The sequence below is a fragment of the Duganella sp. 1224 genome (genome assembly GCF_013408245.1).
GTDB lineage: Bacteria > Pseudomonadota > Gammaproteobacteria > Burkholderiales > Burkholderiaceae_D > Rugamonas.
The window spans coordinates 1,390,772-1,408,215 of record NZ_JACBYS010000001.1 but is presented as its reverse complement, the minus strand read 5'-3'; the positions used below and the strand labels follow the sequence as shown (position 1 = coordinate 1,408,215).

14 protein-coding genes are annotated in these 17,444 nt (G+C 63.9%); 4 read left to right on the top strand and 10 right to left on the bottom strand.

The genetic code is table 11. The features are described 5' to 3' along the window. Positions 1–2: 2 nt before the first annotated feature. The gene (locus FHW58_RS06355) at positions 3–1,526 is read right to left on the bottom strand and encodes an XrtA system polysaccharide chain length determinant (RefSeq protein ID WP_179672204.1); all 1,524 of its coding nucleotides are present in this window, start codon (positions 1,524–1,526) and stop codon (positions 3–5) included. 122 nt (positions 1,527–1,648) lie between these two features. Between FHW58_RS06355 and FHW58_RS06350 the strand changes: the two genes are divergently transcribed. Next, a complete protein-coding gene (locus FHW58_RS06350; RefSeq protein WP_179672202.1) occupies positions 1,649–2,245 on the top strand; it encodes an XrtA/PEP-CTERM system exopolysaccharide export protein in 597 nt (198 codons plus the stop codon). An 88-nt stretch (positions 2,246–2,333) separates the two neighbouring features. Continuing rightward, positions 2,334–3,068, top strand: a complete 735-nt coding sequence (locus FHW58_RS06345; RefSeq protein ID WP_179672201.1) for a long-chain N-acyl amino acid synthase — start codon at positions 2,334–2,336, stop codon at positions 3,066–3,068. Here FHW58_RS06345 and FHW58_RS06340 read toward each other — a convergent pair. The 3 genes from FHW58_RS06340 to prsT are packed head-to-tail and all read right to left on the bottom strand — an operon-like array spanning position 3,037 to position 8,350. Continuing rightward, positions 3,037–3,798 carry a serine protease gene (locus FHW58_RS06340; RefSeq protein WP_179672200.1) on the bottom strand — a complete coding sequence of 254 codons (762 nt, stop codon included), beginning with the start codon at positions 3,796–3,798 and terminating at the stop codon, positions 3,037–3,039. The two genes, FHW58_RS06345 and FHW58_RS06340, sit on opposite strands and share 32 nt — an antisense overlap. Next, entirely contained in the window at positions 3,795–5,795 is a 2,001-nt protein-coding gene (locus FHW58_RS06335) for a hypothetical protein (RefSeq protein WP_179672199.1), read from the bottom strand. Before FHW58_RS06335 ends, FHW58_RS06340 begins: the two co-directional genes overlap by 4 nt. A 5-nt stretch (positions 5,796–5,800) precedes the next feature. Next, positions 5,801–8,350, bottom strand: coding sequence for an XrtA/PEP-CTERM system TPR-repeat protein PrsT (prsT, locus tag FHW58_RS06330; protein ID WP_179672198.1), 2,550 nt, complete (start codon positions 8,348–8,350; stop codon positions 5,801–5,803). Between the two features lie 133 nt (positions 8,351–8,483). Between prsT and FHW58_RS06325 the strand changes: the two genes are divergently transcribed. Next, entirely contained in the window at positions 8,484–9,764 is a 1,281-nt protein-coding gene (locus FHW58_RS06325) for a nucleotide sugar dehydrogenase (RefSeq protein WP_179673298.1), read from the top strand. Further along, entirely contained in the window at positions 9,764–10,825 is a 1,062-nt protein-coding gene (locus FHW58_RS06320) for an SDR family oxidoreductase (RefSeq protein ID WP_179672197.1), read from the top strand. Before FHW58_RS06325 ends, FHW58_RS06320 begins: the two co-directional genes overlap by 1 nt. Here FHW58_RS06320 and FHW58_RS06315 read toward each other — a convergent pair. From FHW58_RS06315 to FHW58_RS06290, 6 genes are all read right to left on the bottom strand, one after another. Continuing rightward, positions 10,782–12,188, bottom strand: coding sequence for a SpoVR family protein (locus FHW58_RS06315; RefSeq protein ID WP_179672196.1), 1,407 nt, complete (start codon positions 12,186–12,188; stop codon positions 10,782–10,784). The two genes, FHW58_RS06320 and FHW58_RS06315, sit on opposite strands and share 44 nt — an antisense overlap. After that, positions 12,185–13,306 carry a DUF444 family protein gene (locus tag FHW58_RS06310; protein WP_179672194.1) on the bottom strand — a complete coding sequence of 374 codons (1,122 nt, stop codon included), beginning with the start codon at positions 13,304–13,306 and terminating at the stop codon, positions 12,185–12,187. The genes FHW58_RS06315 and FHW58_RS06310 overlap by 4 nt, the downstream gene beginning before the upstream one ends. Before the next feature lies 1 nt (position 13,307). After that, on the bottom strand, positions 13,308–15,242 hold the full coding sequence (locus FHW58_RS06305; protein WP_179672192.1) for a serine protein kinase: 1,935 nt from the start codon (positions 15,240–15,242) through the stop codon (positions 13,308–13,310). Between the two features lie 82 nt (positions 15,243–15,324). Then, complete coding sequence (locus FHW58_RS06300) at positions 15,325–16,236, bottom strand: LysR family transcriptional regulator (protein ID WP_179672191.1); 912 nt, start codon at positions 16,234–16,236, stop codon at positions 15,325–15,327. Positions 16,237–16,306: 70 nt separating this feature from the next. After that, entirely contained in the window at positions 16,307–16,606 is a 300-nt protein-coding gene (locus FHW58_RS06295; RefSeq protein ID WP_229265065.1) for a hypothetical protein, read from the bottom strand. Positions 16,607–17,058: 452 nt separating this feature from the next. Next, the gene (locus tag FHW58_RS06290) at positions 17,059–17,427 is read right to left on the bottom strand and encodes an Hpt domain-containing protein (RefSeq protein WP_179672189.1); all 369 of its coding nucleotides are present in this window, start codon (positions 17,425–17,427) and stop codon (positions 17,059–17,061) included. Positions 17,428–17,444 lie beyond the last annotated feature (17 nt).

Genomic DNA, 17,444 nt, shown 5'->3' with positions numbered 1-17,444 from the left:
CCTCAACGCAACACAGTGGACGCCAGCACGCCACCGTAGGCGACAAACAGGCAGGACAGGGCGGCGCCGAACACGTATTTGCCGCGTTGGCGCTTGGCGCGCTCGGCCTCGGTCCAGTTCATGGCGATGGTACCCAGCACCGGCAGCCCGGTGCGGTCGCGCAGTTCCTGCGGGCTGAGGAAGGTCGGCCGCACCTGGCTGATCAGCAGTGCCGCCGCCACGCCGGTCAGCAGCGCCCCGCCCAGCGTGATGCTGTACAGCAGAACGCGGTTGGGGCCGATCGGCGTCAGCGGCACGGTGGGCGGGTCGATGATCTTGAAGGACATCATCTCGGTGGTGGAACTGAGGTCGCCGGACAATCTGGCCGCCTCGCGCCGGCTGATCAACTTCTCATAGTTATCCTTGTTGATCTGGTAGTCGCGGTTGAGCTGGGCCAGCTCCGCCTCCACTTCCGGCACGGCGTTGGCCTGGGCCAGCAGGCGCTGATGGCGCAGCGTGTACTCCTGCACCCGGGCGGCGATGGCGGCAACCCGCGCCTCGGCCTCGGTCTGCGCCACTTTCAGCTGTTGCAGCATGGGGCTGTAGTTCTTGCCGGGATCGCCGGTCTGCTTGAGCTTGCTTTCCTCGATCTTGCGTTCTTCCAGCTGCGCCACCAGGCGCTTGGCGGCCACGATGTCCGGATGCAGCTCGGTGTACTGCAGGCGCAACGCGTCAAGACTTTTGTTCAGCACGGAAATGCGGGCGTCGAGTTCGGGATTGTCGATGGCGGCCGGACGCATGTCGGCGCCAAGGATGGGCTCGTCTCCGTTGATTTGCGCGGCGATGGCGTTGCGTGCCTGTTCAGCCTCGGTCAGCTCCAGCCGCGCGGCGTTGAGCGCGTCCGATGACTGCATCAGCTGGCTGCTGTAGTCGCTGCCCTGGCGCGGCAGCACGCCGTTGTTCTTCAGGCGAAAGTCCTTGACGTTGTTTTCCGCCGTCGTCAGCTTGTCTTCGTACGCCTTGATCTGGTCATCGATGAACTGCACGGCCTTGCGCGTTTCGCCGCTTTTTCCCTTGAAGCTGCCTTCGACAAAAATGGTCAGCAGCGACTGCACGACGTCGCGCACGATGCGCGGATTGCGGTTGTTGTAGGTGATGGTGTAAATGTCCAGGTTGCCGGTGCCGTTGATGCGGATTTTGTTCATCAGTTCGTCGAGCTGCTGTTGCTGCTCGCGCGGCGTGCGGGCGCTGATGTCCAGGTCCACCATGCGCATCACCCGTTCGATGTTGGGGCGGCTCAATAGTGTGCGGCTCATGATGGCGACCTGCTGTTCGATATTCGGCATGCTGGTCATGCCCGCCAACAGGGGCTTGAGAATGCTTTGGGTGTCGACAAACACGCGCGCGGTGGTCTGGTAGTCGTCCGGCAGCATGGCCACCTTGGTCCAGCCGAGCGCGGCCACCAGCCAGGCGATGGACACGGCATACCAGCGGTACTTCCAGATCCCTTTCAGGCTGGACATCAGCTGACTGATGAGCTCCTCCATGTTGCAACTCCGGTGACGGATGGCAGGATTCAAATTATATTTTTCTCAACTGGGCACTCGTTGAGGCACATCAAGCAGAGGCCGGCCAGATTTCTGAATCATTGCAGCGAGGAGGAAACATCATGCGTGCACTCATATGCTTGCTGGCCGTGCTACTGTCCGCCTGTGCCCACCGCGGCATCCCGCTGGACGCACCGCCGGCGCCGCCGTTGCAGGGCGACTACCAGATTGGCGCCGGCGACACCGTCAACATCAATGTCTGGCGCAATCCGGAAGTGTCGCTCAGTGTGCCGGTACGGCCGGACGGCAAGATCACCACGCCGCTGGTCGAGGATTTGCAGGCGGCCGGCAAAACCGCCACCGAACTGGCACGCGACATCGAAAAGGCGCTCGGCAAATACATCCAGCAGCCGATGGTGACGGTGATCGTCACCAGCTTTGTCGGCCCGTACGCGCAGCAGATCCGGGTAATCGGCCAGGCCGCGCGGCCGCAGGCGCTGGCCTACCGGCAGGGCATGTCGCTGATGGATGTGCTGATCGCGGTCGGCGGCATCACCGATTTTGCCGCCGGCAACAAGGCCAGCATCATCCGCACGGTGAACGGCCAGCGCCAGACGGTGCCGGTGCGCCTGCAGGATTTGCTGCGCGATGGCGATATTTCAGCCAATGTGGCGGTACTTCCGGGCGACATCCTGGTGATACCGGAAGGCTGGTTCTAGGGGGCGGCGAAATTTTTTTGAGCATCGACGGAACTTTCAAACTCAGCGGGTGTCTCATGCATATGTACCACCTGAAAGGAAGCCAACCGTGCAATATGACGATGCTATTGTTTCTTTCGAGGTCGAAGGCGACCTTGTTATCGGCGAAGGAAAGGCCGAAGCCGCGTTAGATCACGCCCTGGATCAGCAACTGTTCCATATCCGTATGGCCAACTCGCAGGGGCGGCGCGAAGCGGCCAGCCTGCTGCTGAAAAAAATGTATGGCTGGCGTGGCTATGCAGTCGATCACGGCGTGACCCATGCACCAAACAAAATCACGCTGTTTGCCGAAACCGGCGGCCAGACCGTCGGCACCATGTCGCTGTGCCTGGACAATGACGACATCGGCCTGCCGGCCGACGAAAATTTCCGCGACAAGCTGGACGAGCTGCGCGCCCAGCATCGCCGGCTATGCGAGCCCTCGCGGCTGGCCATCGACAAGGGCGTGTCCAAGCGCGTGTTTGCCGCGCTGATCCACATTTCGTATATATATGCGCACAACATCCATGGCTACACCGATTACGTGATTGAAGTAAACCCGCGCCACGTCATGTTCTACAAGCGCATGCTGGGGTTCCGCGACTTTGGCGGCGAGCGCGAGTGTACGCGCGTGGGCGCGCCGGCCGTGCTGTTGCGGCTGGAACTGGAATACATGGGAGAGCAAATCCGCAAATTCGGCGGCTTGATGGAACAACATGGCAGCGAGCGATCGTTCTATCCCTATTTTTTCCCGACCTGGGATGAGCCGGGTATCACCGGCCGTCTGATATCGGGGGCGACTTGAGATAGTTGGCCGGTATCGCATAGGTGATACCGCTGGGGGCGGTGATCGCCGACTCTTTCACGCCCTTGACGAAGACCATGTTGACCACGCCGACCACTTCGCCAGTTGCCGGATCGAACAGCGGACTGCCGCTGCTGCCGGGATAGGCCGTACCGTCCAGCTGAAACACGGCATAGCCGGGCTTTTGCAATTGACGGGCGGTCTTGCCATCGAGTTGCCTGGCGGTGATGGCCGGCGTGGCCAGCGGCGTGATGGCGGAGACAATGCAGCGATGCGTCACATGGTTCAGCCCGAGCACCATGCCGAGCGGGAAGCCCATGAAGGCCAGCGCTTTGCCTTCGCGCACCTTGCTGGAATCGCCGATGCGCAGCGCGGGCAGGGGACTGCCACGGGTGATGCGCAGCTTGGCTAAGTCGTGGTCTCTGTCCATGGCGATCAGCGTGGCGGCGCGGAAATGCGCATTGGCGGCGGTGCGTACCAGCACGCCTAGCGTGGCGGTCTGGCCTTGGTCGACGAGATCGTTGACCACGTGCGCGGCGGTGATGACGGTCAAGCCGTCGCCGATTACAAAGCCGGTGCCGATGAAGCTGACCGCCGGTCCGCGCGTCTGCTGCAGGCTGCCGATGCCGACTACCGATGGCTTGACCTCTTCAATCATCTGGCTCAGGTCGTCCGCCCGGGCGCCGGCAAGTAAACTGAGCAGAAAGACGATGCGGCGCAGGGTTTTCATCGGGTACTCCTTGTTTGCAGCGCTGCCGCGCACAATAGCAGGGTGGACAGCAACGTGAGGCGGGGGACATCGACCAGGCTGTCGAACAGGCCGACAATCTGGAAAGCGACCAAGGCGGCCAGCCAGGCGGTGTCGCCCCGTCGCAGCAAAACGCTGACCGCGCTGAGCAGCATCAGCCCGTAACCGGCCACGCCGGGCCAGCCCAGCTCAAAATACAGATTGAGCGCGAGATTCTTGATATGCCAGGGCAGGTGATTGCGGTCACTGCTAAAGAACCAGTAATCGTTGGCGTCGGAAAAGCTGCCGTTGCGCAGCAGTTCACGGCCTTCCGGCATGCTGCGCAGGCTGACGTTATCGATATCGAGCACCGCCTGCCTGCCCTCGGCGGCAATTTCCAGTTTGACCGGAAGGCTGTCGCCCCCTAATCGGCCGGCATGCAGCGGGAACTGGTAGCGTTGCCACCCGGAGGCATGCGGGATCTGCCGCAGCGGCACCGCCACGCAGTTTTGTGGATACAGGAGCTGCCGCTGGCAGACATTGACATGCAGGAAGGCTGGTGGCCCGTGGTTGGCAACATCGATGCCCAGCATGTATTGCTGCCCCGGCGTGACGGTCACCGGTTGCAGCATGCGCAGCAACTCGCCGTAGCCGGCCGCGTACTCACCGGCGATCAGGCGCAGATGCCGATTGGGGCCTTGATCGATCAACTGGTAACTGGGCGGCACTTCGCGCTGCGGGTTGTGCCAGTACCAGGTGGCGGGAAATGTGCCGAAGCCCATGCCGAGCCAATTTGTGGCGGTGTCATCGTTCATGATGGCTAGTGCTTGTTGCCAGTGCTTCAGGCGGACTGTCCAGTCGTTGCCGACGGTGCTGAAGCGTTCGTTGACATAATAGCCATGGTAGAACGGTATGAGTGGACCCGATACGAGCATGGCGGCCAGTATCAGCGTTGGGCTGCGGCGGGCAATGGCCATCAGCAGTAGTGTGGCCAGGACCAGCATCGGCAGGTAGGCCCGATAGCCGCCGAGGCGAAACGCAAGCTCCAGCGTTGCCAACGTTCCCGCGCCAGCGGCGATCAGTCGCGGGCGGCGCCATGTCTTGCCGGCTGCCACGATGATAAGCGCGGTTGCCAGCGCGGCGTACAGTCCGCGTGAGAATGTGGCCAGACCGGTGTATAGCGCCAGCGGCAGCAGCATGAGCGCGGCCAGAACGCGGATCGGTGTGCTGCGGTCGAGTAGCCAGGCTGCCAGCAGCGGTGTGGACAGGGCCAGGTAACCATCGAGCGCAGCGCCGCCGGTGTGCATCGCGGAAAATGGCGCGCTGATGCGGTATGCGCTGGCGAAATTCAGCAGGCCGGGAAACTGGATGCGTTCGCGAATGGCGGCGGTCGTGACCATCAGCAAGCCCAGCATCATGCCCGGCAGCAGGTATTGGCGCATGCCGCGCAGGTCCGCGCCGACGGCGTGGCGTAGGGGCGGTAGCAGTATCAGCGTCCAGAGCCAACCCTTGGCGACCCGCAAGGCGTTGGCGGAACTCAGGTAGTTGTTGAAGGTGTTCACGTCTAGCGGCGGCCATGGCTGAAGGCCGCGCCACAAGCCGATTGCGCATGACGTCGCCATCAACAGCAGCCCGGCGCGGAAGAGGGGGGGCCATGTTGGCAGGTCCGCAAGGTCGCGCGGTAGGCGCCACCAGGTGATGGCGGCCGTGAGCATCAGAAGCAGGTCGATTTCTTCCAGAAAGAACCAGCCGGTCGCGGGGGCCAGATCCAGCACCGGCAACAGCGCGGGGAGGGCCGCCAGCCACGCGGACGGACGCCGCCAGAGTAACAGCGCATAGGCGATGAGTACCGCTAACAGCCAGTATCCGGCCAACTGCCCGCCCGCCAGCGAGGCGCTTGTGGCCGGCGTGTCTGCGATTGGATAGACAGACAGCGATAAGGCTAGCGCTGCAAAAAATGCCACAGCCGCGATTCTGGCGGCGCAGACGCGCATCGGCATGACGGCTACTGTGCCAGCAAGGCCAGCACGGCGTCGCGGCGGTCGTAGCCTTTGGTGGCCAGCAGCGGCTCCAGTTGCTGGCGCGCGCCGCGCTTGTCGCCGGATTTCGCGAGCGCCACGCCGTAGTGATAGCGGATTTCCGCATTGTCCGGCACCTGTGCCAAGGCCTGCTTCAGCAACGGCAGCGCGCGCGCCAGCTTGCCTTGCTCGACCAATACCCACGCCAGCGTGTCGGTGACGATGGCGCTGTTTGGCGCCAACTGGTGCGCCTTTTCCGCGTACTCCAGCGCGCGCGGATCACGTTGCTGCTGATACAGCCACGCCAGATTATTCAATGCGATCACCTCCGTCGGCACCTGCTTGACGACCTGCTCAAACTGCGCAATCGCGGCCGGATAGTCCTTCTGTGCCAACAGGCTGCTGGCAAAATAGACCCGGGTCGTGACATCGCTGCCGTGGCTGGCCAGCCATTGCTGGACCCGCGAGCGCGCCTCGTCGGTTCTGCCGGCCTGCACCAGTGCGCCGTAAAGTGCCAGCAAGGCCGTGCTGCTCGGACGCTTGTCATAGTCTTGCTGATACAACGCCAGCGCCTTGCTCAAGGCCTGCGCCGCGCCTTCCTTGTCATGGACTTCGGCGCGCGCGCCCGCCAGCTGGTGCTGCACCAAAGGCGAGTTCGGCTGCAGCACCGCCAGCTTGTTCCAGTTGTCCAACGCCGCCTCGTCCTGGCCGATACGCGACTGCAGCGCGGCAACCAGCGCCACCACCTGGGCATTGCCGGGATTGGTCGCCTGCAGCTTTTGCGCCAGCGTCAGCGCCTTTTGTACCTCATTGTTGCGAGAGTAGAAATGCGCCAGCCGCATCGACGGTTCCAGCGCCTCCGGCTTGGCCTGCACGGCCCGTTCCAGCCACGTTTGCGTCTGCTTCAACTGGCCTTGTTTCAAGGCCAGGTCCGCCAGCGCCAACATGATAGCGGTATTGTCCTGGTCCTTGGCCAGCGATGCTTCCATGCGCTTGCGCGCCGCCTCCGGCTTCTTGTCCTTCAGATCCATGCTGGTGAGATTGTCCAGCGCCGGCAGAAACAGTGGATCGATGGCCAGCGCGCGCTCGAAGCTGGCGCGGGCGGCGGCTGGATCGCTTTTGATCAACAGCACGCCGCCTTTCAGGTTCTGCACCATGGGATTTTGCGGCGCCTGCGCTTCCAGCCGCTTGACGGTATCGAGCGCCTTGTCGTACTGCTTGTTGCGGATCTGGCTCAGCACCAGCAGCGTGGCGACCCGCGACGATTTGCCATCGAGCCCGGCGGCGTGCTCCAGTTCGGCGACAGCGCGGTCAGTATCGCCCATGCCCATATGGCTCATGGCCAGGGCCGCGTGCAACAGCGGCGTCTGCGGCGCCAGCTTGCTGGCGCGTTCAAAATACTCGGCCGAGCGGGCATATTGCCGCAGACGCATATAGAGTTCGCCGGCCAGCGTCATCATCTCCAGATCCTGCTGCTGGCTGTCGAACAGCGGCGCGACGACCGCCAGCGCCTGCTCCGGCGAGCCACTGTTCATCAGCGTGGACGCCAGCAGCTTGCTGGCGTAGGGATTGCCGGGATTGGATTCGAGGAACTTGCGCAGGTGCTGCTCCGCCTGCGTGTAAGCGCCCTTGCTGCGCAATACCGCCCCCATCAGCAGATTGCTGGGCAGGTGGTCCGGCGCGGCGCGCAGCACCATGGCCAGATGATCCTGCGCGGCGGTCATCTTGTTTTCGCGGAATTCCAGCAGCGACAGCGTGTAGATCAGCATCAGGCTGTTGGGTGCGGCCTGGCGCGCGATGCTCAACTCCTTGCGCGCCTCGGCCAGCTTGCCGGACTGGATATACAGATTGGCCATGTCCACATGCGGCTGCAATTGCACCGGCCGCAATTGCAAGATGCGTTGGTAGGCGGCCAGCGCCTCGTCATTTTTGTTTAGCAGGCGCAGGATGTCGCCGTGCAGCCGCAGCGCTTCGATATTGTCGGGCTGTTGCGCCAGCACTTTTTTCACCAGCGCCCGCGCGCCGTCCGGATTGCCATCCAGCAGCGCCAGGCGCGCCTGGCCGAGCAGGGCGGGCGCGCTGTCCGGATGGCGCAACATGATCTGCTCGAATGCCGCCCGGCCTTCGTCCAGGCGGTTCAGGCCCAGCAGCGCGTGGCCGCGCAAGGCCTGCAACTGCGGCTGCTGCTGGTCGGCGGGGATCTCGTCCAGCACTTGCTGATACAAGCCCTGCTGCAACAGCGCCTTGCCCAGCAGCGGCCGCACCTCGCCGGGATTGATGCCCAATTCCAGCGCGCGGCGCAATTCCTTGTCGGCCGATTGCACGTCGCCGGTGTCCAGATACAGCTGGCCGAGCATCAGGCGCGCCTTGCCGTCGGACGGCGTTTGCTGCAGCGCGTTCTTCAACTGAATCACGGCGGCCCTGGCCTCGCCGCGCGCCATGTGTTTGCCGGCCTCGGCCAACAGATCGCTTTCACTGTGCATGCGGCTGCACGCGGCAAGCATCAGCACCACCCACCAGACACGCAACAGGCCCATGACGATCTCCCCGAAAACCCTAGAGTAGGAACGATCGCCTCAGCACTCGTTGATCGACCGCAAACGGCCGAGCAAAAGGCGCTCGTAGAATCGGTTGACGCAGCTGTTCAACGCTCTGGAAAAAGGTGCCGAAATGGAAGTGGTGGCCGTGGTCGGACTGGGATATGTGGGCTTGTCGCTGGCGGTGGCGTTTGGCACACGCCGTCGCACCATCGGGCTGGACCTGTCGGCACGCAAGGTGGCCAGCTACCGCCGCGGCGTCGATCCGGCGGGCGAAGTCAGCGCCGCGCAGTTCGGCGCCGCGCGCTGGCTGGAACTGGGCTGCGATGCGGCCGCCCTGGAAGAGGCCGACTACATCATTGTTGCCGTGCCGACACCGGTGGACGCGGCGCACAATCCCGATTTCAGCGCGCTGTCGGCCGCCAGCCAGTCGGTAGGCCGGCACATGAAGGCTGGCGCGGTGGTCATCTACGAATCGACGGTTTATCCGGGCGCCACCGAGGAAATTTGCGTGCCGATACTGGAGCAATGTTCCGGCCTGCGCTGGCAGCGCGATTTCCACATCGGTTTCTCGCCCGAGCGCATCAATCCTGGCGACCAGGAGCACCGGCTGGCCACCATCCGCAAAATCGTGTCCGGCGACGACCAGGCGACGCTGGAGCGCGTGGCGGCGCTGTATGAGGAGGTGGTGCTGGCCGGCGTGCACCGCGCCTCCAGCATCAAGGTGGCCGAGGCCGCCAAGGTGATCGAAAATACCCAGCGCGACCTCAACATCGCGCTGATGAACGAGCTGGCCATCATTTTCGACCGGCTGGACATCGACACGCTGGAAGTGCTGCAAGCGGCTGGCACCAAGTGGAATTTCCTGCCTTTTCGCCCCGGCCTGGTCGGCGGGCACTGCATCGGGGTCGATCCCTATTACCTGACGCACAAGGCGGTGATGCTGGGCTACCACCCGGACGTGATCCTGGCCGGCCGCCGCATCAACGACAACATGGCCAAGTTCGTGGCGGAAAAAACGGTCAAGGAAATGGTGCGCGCCGGCTTCAAGCTCAAAGGTTGCCACGTCAACGTGCTCGGTCTGACATTCAAGGAGAACTGCCCCGACCTGCGCAATTCCAAGGTGGCGGACCTGATCCGCGAACTGCAATCCTATGGCCTGCACGTCCACGTGCACGATCCGGTGGCGGACGCCGACGAAGCGCTGCACGAGTACGGCATCAAGCTGGAAGCCTGGGACGAGTTGCCGGCTGCCGAGGCGGTCATCAGCGCGGTTGCCCACCGTGAATTGTCGGCGCGGCCGCTGCGGCAGATGCTGGACAAGATCGCCCCCAGCGGCTGCTTCATCGACCTCAAATCCCAATTCGATCCTGATCCGCTGCGCAACAGCGGCCGCAGCGTCTGGAGGCTGTGATGAGCGATTACGACAACGGCACGCCGGCCGCCAGCGCCTACCAGGTCGTACGGGAACGGCTGGAAGGCGAACAATTGCGCTGGGTGATCACCGGTGTGGCCGGCTTCATCGGTTCCAACCTGCTGCAGTCGCTGCTGGAACTGGGGCAGCGCGTGGTCGGCGTCGACAACTTTCTTACCGGCTACCGGCACAATCTGGAGCAGGTGCGCGAGCTGGTCGGGCCGCTCGCCTGGCGCTGCTTTGAGCTGATCGAGGGCGACGTGCGCGACACCGCCGTCTGCCGCCAGGCCTGCGACCGCGCCGATTACGTGCTGCACCAGGCGGCGCTGGGTTCGGTCAGCCGGTCGATGGCCGAGCCCTTGCTGTGCAACGACATCAACGTCAGCGGCCAATTGCAGGTGCTGGACGCGGCGCGGCATGCCGGCGTGCGGCGCGTGGTGTATGCGGCCTCCAGCGCCACGTACGGCGACCATCCGGGTCTGCCCAAGGTGGAGCAGCATATCGGCTGTGCCTTGTCGCCGTATGCCTTGAGCAAGTACGTCAACGAGCTGTACGCGGGCGTCTACGCGCGCTGCTACAGCATGGAGACGATCGGCCTGCGCTACTTTAATGTGTTTGGCCCGCGCCAGGATGCCAACGGTGCCTACGCGGCGGTGATACCGCAATGGATCGCCGCCATGATCGGCAAACGCCAGCTGGTCATCAACGGCGATGGCGAAAGCAGCCGCGACTTCTGCTACGTCGCCAACGCCGTACAGGCGAATCTGCTGGCGGCGCTGACCGACAAGCGCGCGGCCGTCAACCAGGTCTACAACGTGGCGCTGAACGCGCGCACCAGCCTCAACGAGCTGTACCTGATGCTGCATGCCTTGCTGGTGGAGCGTCATCCCCATTTGCGCGATTACCAGCCGCAATACGCGCCGTTTCGCGCCGGCGACGTGCGGCATTCCCAGGCGGATATCAGCAAGGCCGTCAACCTGCTTGGCTACGCGCCAACGCATGACCTGCGGCGCGGGCTCAAGCAGGCCTTGCGCTGGTACGAACAGCATCTGACGGCGTAGCCCGCAGCGTGCGCGCCGAGCCGCGAAAATCCACCGTGTGCAGCGTTACCGGGCGCCGCCAGACGTGGGCGACATAATTCAGCACCTGTTCGGCCTGCACCATATCGAGGCCGCGGCCGTCGCGCGCATGGTCGTGGCGCAGCACCAGGCTGAAATCGTCATGCATGCGCTCGACCACGATGCACGGCGCGCCGTAGTTGTATTTGGGGCCGAGGATGGCTTCGTGGACCTCGTGCAGGTCGCGGCTGATGACGCGGGTTTCGCCATCCGCCCGGGCCTGGTAGCTGAACAGGTCGAGTTGCCCGGCCAGTTTTACGCCTAGATGGTTGCGGATGAAACCGAAATCATCCTCTTCCGCAGAGATGCGCCGGGCGGCGGCAATGCCGTCGCGCTCGATGATATCTTCCCAGATCGCAAAGCCCAGGTGGTAGGGATTGATGGTCAGGGCCAGTTGCTGCTCGTTGCCGTGGGGACGCACCACATCGGAATGCGCGCGCAGCGCTTGCAGGTACAGCTGCGGCGGCAGGAAGTCGGCCTCGCGCAGCAGGCGCGCATGCCAGTAGGAGGCCCAGCCTTCGTTCATGATCTGGCAGGCGTGGACCGGAAAAAAATAGTAGGACTCCTCGCGCACCGCCAGGAAGATGTCGCGCTCCCAGTCCTTGAGCTCGGGCGCGTAGCGGGCGATGAACCACAGCAGGTCCTGCTCGGGATGGGGCGGGAGCTGGCGTTTGCCGGACGATACCGGCGTGGGCGCCGGCGCCGATTCGCCGGGCAGCGCATGGTAGCGTTGGCGGAAGCGGTCCGGCGCCGGTGTTGGGCTTGCCGTTGCCGCGTCGGCCGGCCGGTCGGGGTAGGGCGGCCGGTAGAGCGGCTGGTGGATGTCGATATGCGCTTCCAGCGCCAGCGCGGCATCCAGCACGGCTTCCACCGCCGGCTGGCCGTGGCGCAGTAGCGCGTCGTCCAGATGATGGGCGCGGGCGGCGCTTTGTTCGAGAATGTGGCCGCCAGCCATGCTCATGCAGCGCGAAAACAGCGCGTTGCGCTTGACGAAGTCGGCATGGCCGATCACATGCGCGGTGACCAGCACGTTTTCCGCCAGCGAATTGCGGTCCATCATGTAGGCGCGGCAGGGATCGCCAGGAAACATCACCTCGAAGATGCGCGAATGGCCCATGTGCTGGTGCAGCAACTGGTGCATATAACGCAGGCCGAACGACCAATGGTGCATGCGCACCGGCACGCCGTAGACGGCGATCTCCAGCATGAAGTTTTGCGGCACCAGTTCAAAGTCCACCGGATAATAATCCAGCCCGAGGCGGGCGGCCAGCGCATGGAGTTTGGCCGTGTACGCGTCCAGATTCATGTGGCCGCCTGTTGCATGAGGAATTGCCGGATGGCGGTGAACACGTCGTCGCCGTTGGCCAGCACGGCGCTGGACATCGGCAGTCCCTGGTGCTCGTGTTGTTTCCACAACCGGCCCATTTCGGAGTCCTGCATGCGCGGCATGCCGGGCAGCGTTTCCACATAGGCCATGTGGTTGAGCTGTGTGGCCATGGCGCCGAGCAGGGTTTCGCAGGCCGCGCGGTCTTCGGCGAAATTGTCGCCGTCGGAGGCGTAGAACAGGTAACTGTTCCAGCCAGCCGCATCGTAGCGCTGGCGCAGCAACTCCAGCGCCAGCTGAAAGCCGGTGGACGCCATGGTGCCACCCATGCCGCTGATCTGAAAGAAATCCGCCTCGCTGAATTCCCAGGCTTCCGCCGCGTGCGCGAGGAAGCGGGTGTCGACGCGGTGATACTTGCGGCGCAGGCCGTGTAGCGCCAGGAAGAAAAAGGTCTTGGCCAACTGGCGCTCGGCCACTGTCATGCTGCTGGACACGTCGAGCATGAAGAATAGCACGGCGCGGTTGCCGGGCCGCGGATGCTCAAGCAGTTGCCGGAAACGCAGGTCGTCGTTGGTGAAGGGCGGCAGCTGCGGCTGCACCGCGCGGCGCTTGACGGCTTCCTTGACGGTGCGGCGCCGGTCCAGCCGCGAACGCGCGCCGCGCTTGTCCCAGCCCTTGCGCACCAGCTGGGCGTCGTCCAGTGCCGAATTACCGCGTGGTTTCAGTTGCGGCAGTTGCAGGTCTTCCCACAGCCAGTCCATGATCTCATCAACGGAAAATTCCATCAGCAGCGTGATGTCGCCGCCGTCGTTGCCGGCGCCATTGTCGTCCTCGTCGAACCACGGCGAACGCAGGATGTCGCCCGGCTGGCCCGGCCCTTGTCCGGCGCCGGTGGTGCTGTGCTCGCTGGAGAGGCGGAAACGCGCATGCTCCAGCAGCTTCAGCGGCACCTGCACGCCATGCCGGCCGGCGCCGGTCATCAGCTCGGGACCGGACAGGACCTCGGGCAGATGCTGGCGCACCGCCTCGCGCACCTTGTCGTTGTGGCGCAGCCAGTCGCGCGCGCCGCGGGAAAACAGGTCGTACCAATCGTGGTGCATATCACTCCTGTGCCAACAGCGTGGTGACGTAATTCAGCGCTTCGCGCGCACAATGGTTGTCATAGCCGTACTCGTCCACCAGGCGCTGCTCGACGGCCGAGATTTTGGCGCGCACCTCGTCGTCCGGCCGCTTGGCGGAGCTGACCAGGCGCAGCACGTCGCGCCGTTGCTCGAACAGATACTGCTGCAGCGCATCGCGCAATTGCGCGTGACTGCCCAGGCCGAAGCGTTCGCCGCGCTTGTAGGCGCTCATGGCCTTGCGCACCACCTCCTGCCGGAACGACTGCTTGCCGGAATCGGAAATATGGATTTTTTCCTCCACCGCGCGCAGGAAGCGTTCGTCCGGCCGCCGTTCCTCGCTGGTGATCGGATCCCTGACCTGGCGGTTGTCCAGCATCGCCTCGACCTCGTCCAGATACTTGTCCAGCAGATCGGATACTTCCTGCTCAAACGACACGAACAAGGCCTTGTGCACATCCTCTTTCACCCAGCGGTTGTAGAACTCCTTGCGCGTCATCACCAGATAATCGACCCAGCGCCGCTTGCGCGACGATTCGATGCGGGCGTCGCTTTCTATCGCATCCTTCAGCGCCAGCAACAGGTCCATGGTGCTGATGCTGTTGCGCGACGACTGGATGATGGCGTGCGACAGGCCATTGATGACAAACCGCGGCGACACGCCCGACAAGCCCTCGTCCGGCGAGCGCTCCTTGTTGCGCACCCGCAATGCCTCGTTGTGATGCACACCGTCGACCTCCTCGCCGCCGTGGATGCGCACCCGCCTGGCCAGGTCGCTCTCGCGCTCCTCGCCCTCGTGCAATCGGCTCAGCACGGCAAACACGGCGGCCGCATGCAGTACGTGGGGATCCAGATGCACGTCGCGGAAGGCCGGCGCCGCCAGGATCAGCTTGCGGTATATCCGCGCTTCCTCGCGGTAGTTGAGGGTGTACGGCACCTGCACGATGACCATGCGGTCCAGCAGGCCCTCGTTTTCGCTTTCCAGCAAAAACTTGCGGAACTCCGCCAGGTTGGTGTGGGCCAGAATGGTTTCGTCCAGATAAATCAGCGGGAAGCGGGCGACCTTGACGTTTTTTTCCTGCGTCAGCGTCAGCAGCAGGTACAAGAACTCGCGCTTGACCTTGAGGATTTCGATCATTTCCAGCAGGCCGCGGCTGGCCGCATACACCGTGCCGGACCACGACCACGCGCGCGGGTCGCCCTCGTCGCCGAATTCCGCCACGCGCGACAGGTCGACCGAACCGACCAGGTCGGCGATATCGGCGGTATTCGGGTCGTGCGGCGCGTAGGTGCCGATGGCGCTGCGACCGGCCTCGGAGATGAAGATGCGCTCGACCGGCATGCGCAGGAAGTCGCCAGCCAGTTCGTTCTCCAGCCGCGCGCGGCAATGCGGACACAACTCGCCAGCCACGTCGACGCCATAACTGTCACGGAAACCGGTGCGCAAGGTGTACGGCACCAGGTGCAGCGGCGATTCGCGCACCGGACAGCCGGCGATGCCATACAGGGCGCCGGCGTCGGTGTAGCTGTACTCTTCCAGCCCGCGCTTGAGGCGGATCACCAGCGTCGACTTGCCGCCGGACGGCGGCCCCAGCAGCAGCAACAGCCGCCGCCCGACTTCCGAGCCGGCGGCCGCCGCCTTGAAATAGTCGGCCACGCGGGCCAGGGCGTCGTCGATGCCGAACAGTTCATCGGCAAACAGCGGGCAGCGCAGCTTGCCGTCACCGCCATCCTTGCCGCTCCAGCGCAGCATGTCCCAGATATATTGATGCGAGGTGCGGGCGAACTGCACGGGCGCGGCCGGCAGCACCTGTTCCAGAAACTCGGCAAAGCTGCCGCGCCAGTGGCCGGCGCGGTGTTGCTGCGTGAATGCGTGCAACTGGTCGCGAAATGCTGCCCGGGATTGTGTGGTTTCCATCGTCGCCTGTCCTCCGCAAACTGCGAGTATCGGCGCTCAGGCAGCCAGGCGCATGATCTGCCTCAAACGGAAAAACGGAACTTTAAGCCACGCGGTCCCACGGCGGCGTGCCGGACAGCTCTTGCACCAGGAAGTCAATCATCACCCGCACCTTGGCGCTCAGATGGCGCCGGCTTGGATAGACTGCCAGCACATCCATCTCCGGCAGGTGATAGTCGGGCAGCACGCGTTGCAGGCGGCCGGCGCGCAGGTCGGCGCCGACCAGGAACGTGGGCTGCCAGATGATGCCGAGGCCGCCCAGCGCGGCGGCGCGTGCGGTGTCGCCGTTATTGGTGTGCATCACGCACGGCATGCGCACTGAGTGCGGCTGGCCGGCGGCGTCCAGCATATGCCACGCGTCGGCGGTGGCGGCGTAGCTGTAGCCGATGCCGTCGTGCTGCAGCAGGTCGGCCGGTGAGCGCGGCATGCCGCGCTGCTGGATGTAGTCGGGCGAGGCGCACAGCACGTTGTGCGAGGTGGCCAGCTTGCGCGCCACATTGGACGCCGCGCCGGCGCGCGAAATGCGCACCGCCATGTCATACCCTTCCTCGACGATGTCGACCACGCGGTCGATCAGTGACACGTCCAGCTCCACCTGCGGATACAAACGCATGAATTTGGCCCACAGCGGCGCCAGGTGCAGCACGCCGAAACTGAGCGGCGCGTTGATGCGCAGCACGCCATGCGGCTGCAAGGCGGCCGAGGAGACGATGGCTTCCGCCTCGGCCACATCGTCCAGGATCGACTTGGCGCGTTCGAACAGCGCCTCGCCGCTCGACGTCAGCGACATCTTGCGCGAGCTGCGGTTCAGCAGACGGGTCTGCAGGTGGGCTTCCAGGTCGCTGATGTAGCGGGTGACGTTGGCGGGCGAGGTGTCCAGCGCCTCGGCGGCGCGGGCAAAGCCGTCGCGCTTGACGACTTCCACAAACACTTCCAGCGCGCGCAGGCGGTCCATGCATCACTCCCCAAGAAAAAAGCCGCGGCACCGGAGGGTGGGCGGCTTGTTCATTGACGATAGGGCGGCGTCAGTGGGCCACGTAATTGGCGGTGGCCGCTTCCTTGAGCACGCGGCCGGCGTTCAGCGCGCTGCCGGCGCTGCCGACGCGGCTGGTACCGGCATCATGCGCCATGCCCACCAGGCCAACGGCGGCCTGGGCGTCGCCGGCGCTGGCGGCGCGCTCGAACAGCTGCATGGCTTCGCGGCGCTTGTCCGGGTGCGACAGGTAACGCAGCGCCAGTTCACGCTGGGCGACAGGGGAGCCCTGATCGGCCCATTCCTGCAGGCGGCGCTCGGCGGCCGGCTGGCCGGCGGGACCGATCTGCATGGCGGCGGCTTCGATCACCGTCGGCGATGGAATTGCATCCTCTTGAGCCTGGCAGGCTATCAAAGCGCCGATACTCACCAGCACCGCAGATACCAACACACCAGACTTGTTGAATAATTCCATAAATTAGACCTTTGTTATAAAGCAGTCGTACTCAGTGTACATCTGTCACGATGCATTGCACCATTATACTTGCGTATCGGCAAATTGTCACATGCACAATAACTTGCGAAATGAAACGTCAGGCGCGATTCTACAAAGTTGTTGCAAATCACGGCGCACATTCGGCAAGTGCTGGCGATATTAGCATGAAGATTTTGCGCAACTCGTCTGTACATGGCAAACAGGGGTAACAATTGTAACCATTCGTTAATGGCAAAAAAGTTACGCTCGAGCAGCAGCCTGCTGTGCGCTGCAGCATGCGTCCGACTTCATAAATCGTGAATGATGCGTCAGGCGGCGGGCGTTGCGCGCCGCAGCCAGTCGTCGGCTTCGTGCAGCACCAGCTGGTATTCGGATTCCAGCGCGGCAAACAGGGAAGGGATGAGTTCGGTCTGGCGCTCGGCGATGGCCTGCTCCAGCTTGAGGGACGCGGCCACCAGCCGCTTGGCGCCCAATGCGCCGATGGAGCCGCGCAGGCTGTGGAAAATCTTGCCGGCCTCGGGCAGGCGGCCCTCGCGCAGCAGGGCGCCGGCTGTTTCAAACGGCGTCATGCGCGGCGCGCAGGCGTCGCGGACGATCTTGGAGACGATGGACAGGGCTTTGTCGTCATTGCCCATGTATTTCAACAAGGTGTCGACCGAGAAGATGGCGTCAGACATGCGGTGCTCCGTGATGG

Bases quoted from the DNA above. Each gene is read 5' to 3' on its own strand.
- FHW58_RS06355 (WP_179672204.1), bottom strand. From the start codon at position 1,526: ATGGAGGAGCTCATCAGTCAGCTGATGTCCAGCCTGAAAGGGATCTGG.
- FHW58_RS06350 (WP_179672202.1), top strand. From the start codon at position 1,649: ATGCGTGCACTCATATGCTTGCTGGCCGTGCTACTGTCCGCCTGTGCC.
- FHW58_RS06340 (WP_179672200.1), bottom strand. From the start codon at position 3,798: ATGAAAACCCTGCGCCGCATCGTCTTTCTGCTCAGTTTACTTGCCGGC.
- FHW58_RS06335 (WP_179672199.1), bottom strand. From the start codon at position 5,795: ATGCCGATGCGCGTCTGCGCCGCCAGAATCGCGGCTGTGGCATTTTTT.
- prsT (WP_179672198.1), bottom strand. From the start codon at position 8,350: ATGGGCCTGTTGCGTGTCTGGTGGGTGGTGCTGATGCTTGCCGCGTGC.
- FHW58_RS06325 (WP_179673298.1), top strand. From the start codon at position 8,484: ATGGAAGTGGTGGCCGTGGTCGGACTGGGATATGTGGGCTTGTCGCTG.
- FHW58_RS06320 (WP_179672197.1), top strand. From the start codon at position 9,764: ATGAGCGATTACGACAACGGCACGCCGGCCGCCAGCGCCTACCAGGTC.
- FHW58_RS06315 (WP_179672196.1), bottom strand. From the start codon at position 12,188: ATGAATCTGGACGCGTACACGGCCAAACTCCATGCGCTGGCCGCCCGC.
- FHW58_RS06310 (WP_179672194.1), bottom strand. From the start codon at position 13,306: ATGCACCACGATTGGTACGACCTGTTTTCCCGCGGCGCGCGCGACTGG.
- FHW58_RS06305 (WP_179672192.1), bottom strand. From the start codon at position 15,242: ATGGAAACCACACAATCCCGGGCAGCATTTCGCGACCAGTTGCACGCA.
- FHW58_RS06300 (WP_179672191.1), bottom strand. From the start codon at position 16,236: ATGGACCGCCTGCGCGCGCTGGAAGTGTTTGTGGAAGTCGTCAAGCGC.
- FHW58_RS06295 (WP_229265065.1), bottom strand. From the start codon at position 16,606: ATGCAGATCGGTCCCGCCGGCCAGCCGGCCGCCGAGCGCCGCCTGCAG.
- FHW58_RS06290 (WP_179672189.1), bottom strand. From the start codon at position 17,427: ATGTCTGACGCCATCTTCTCGGTCGACACCTTGTTGAAATACATGGGC.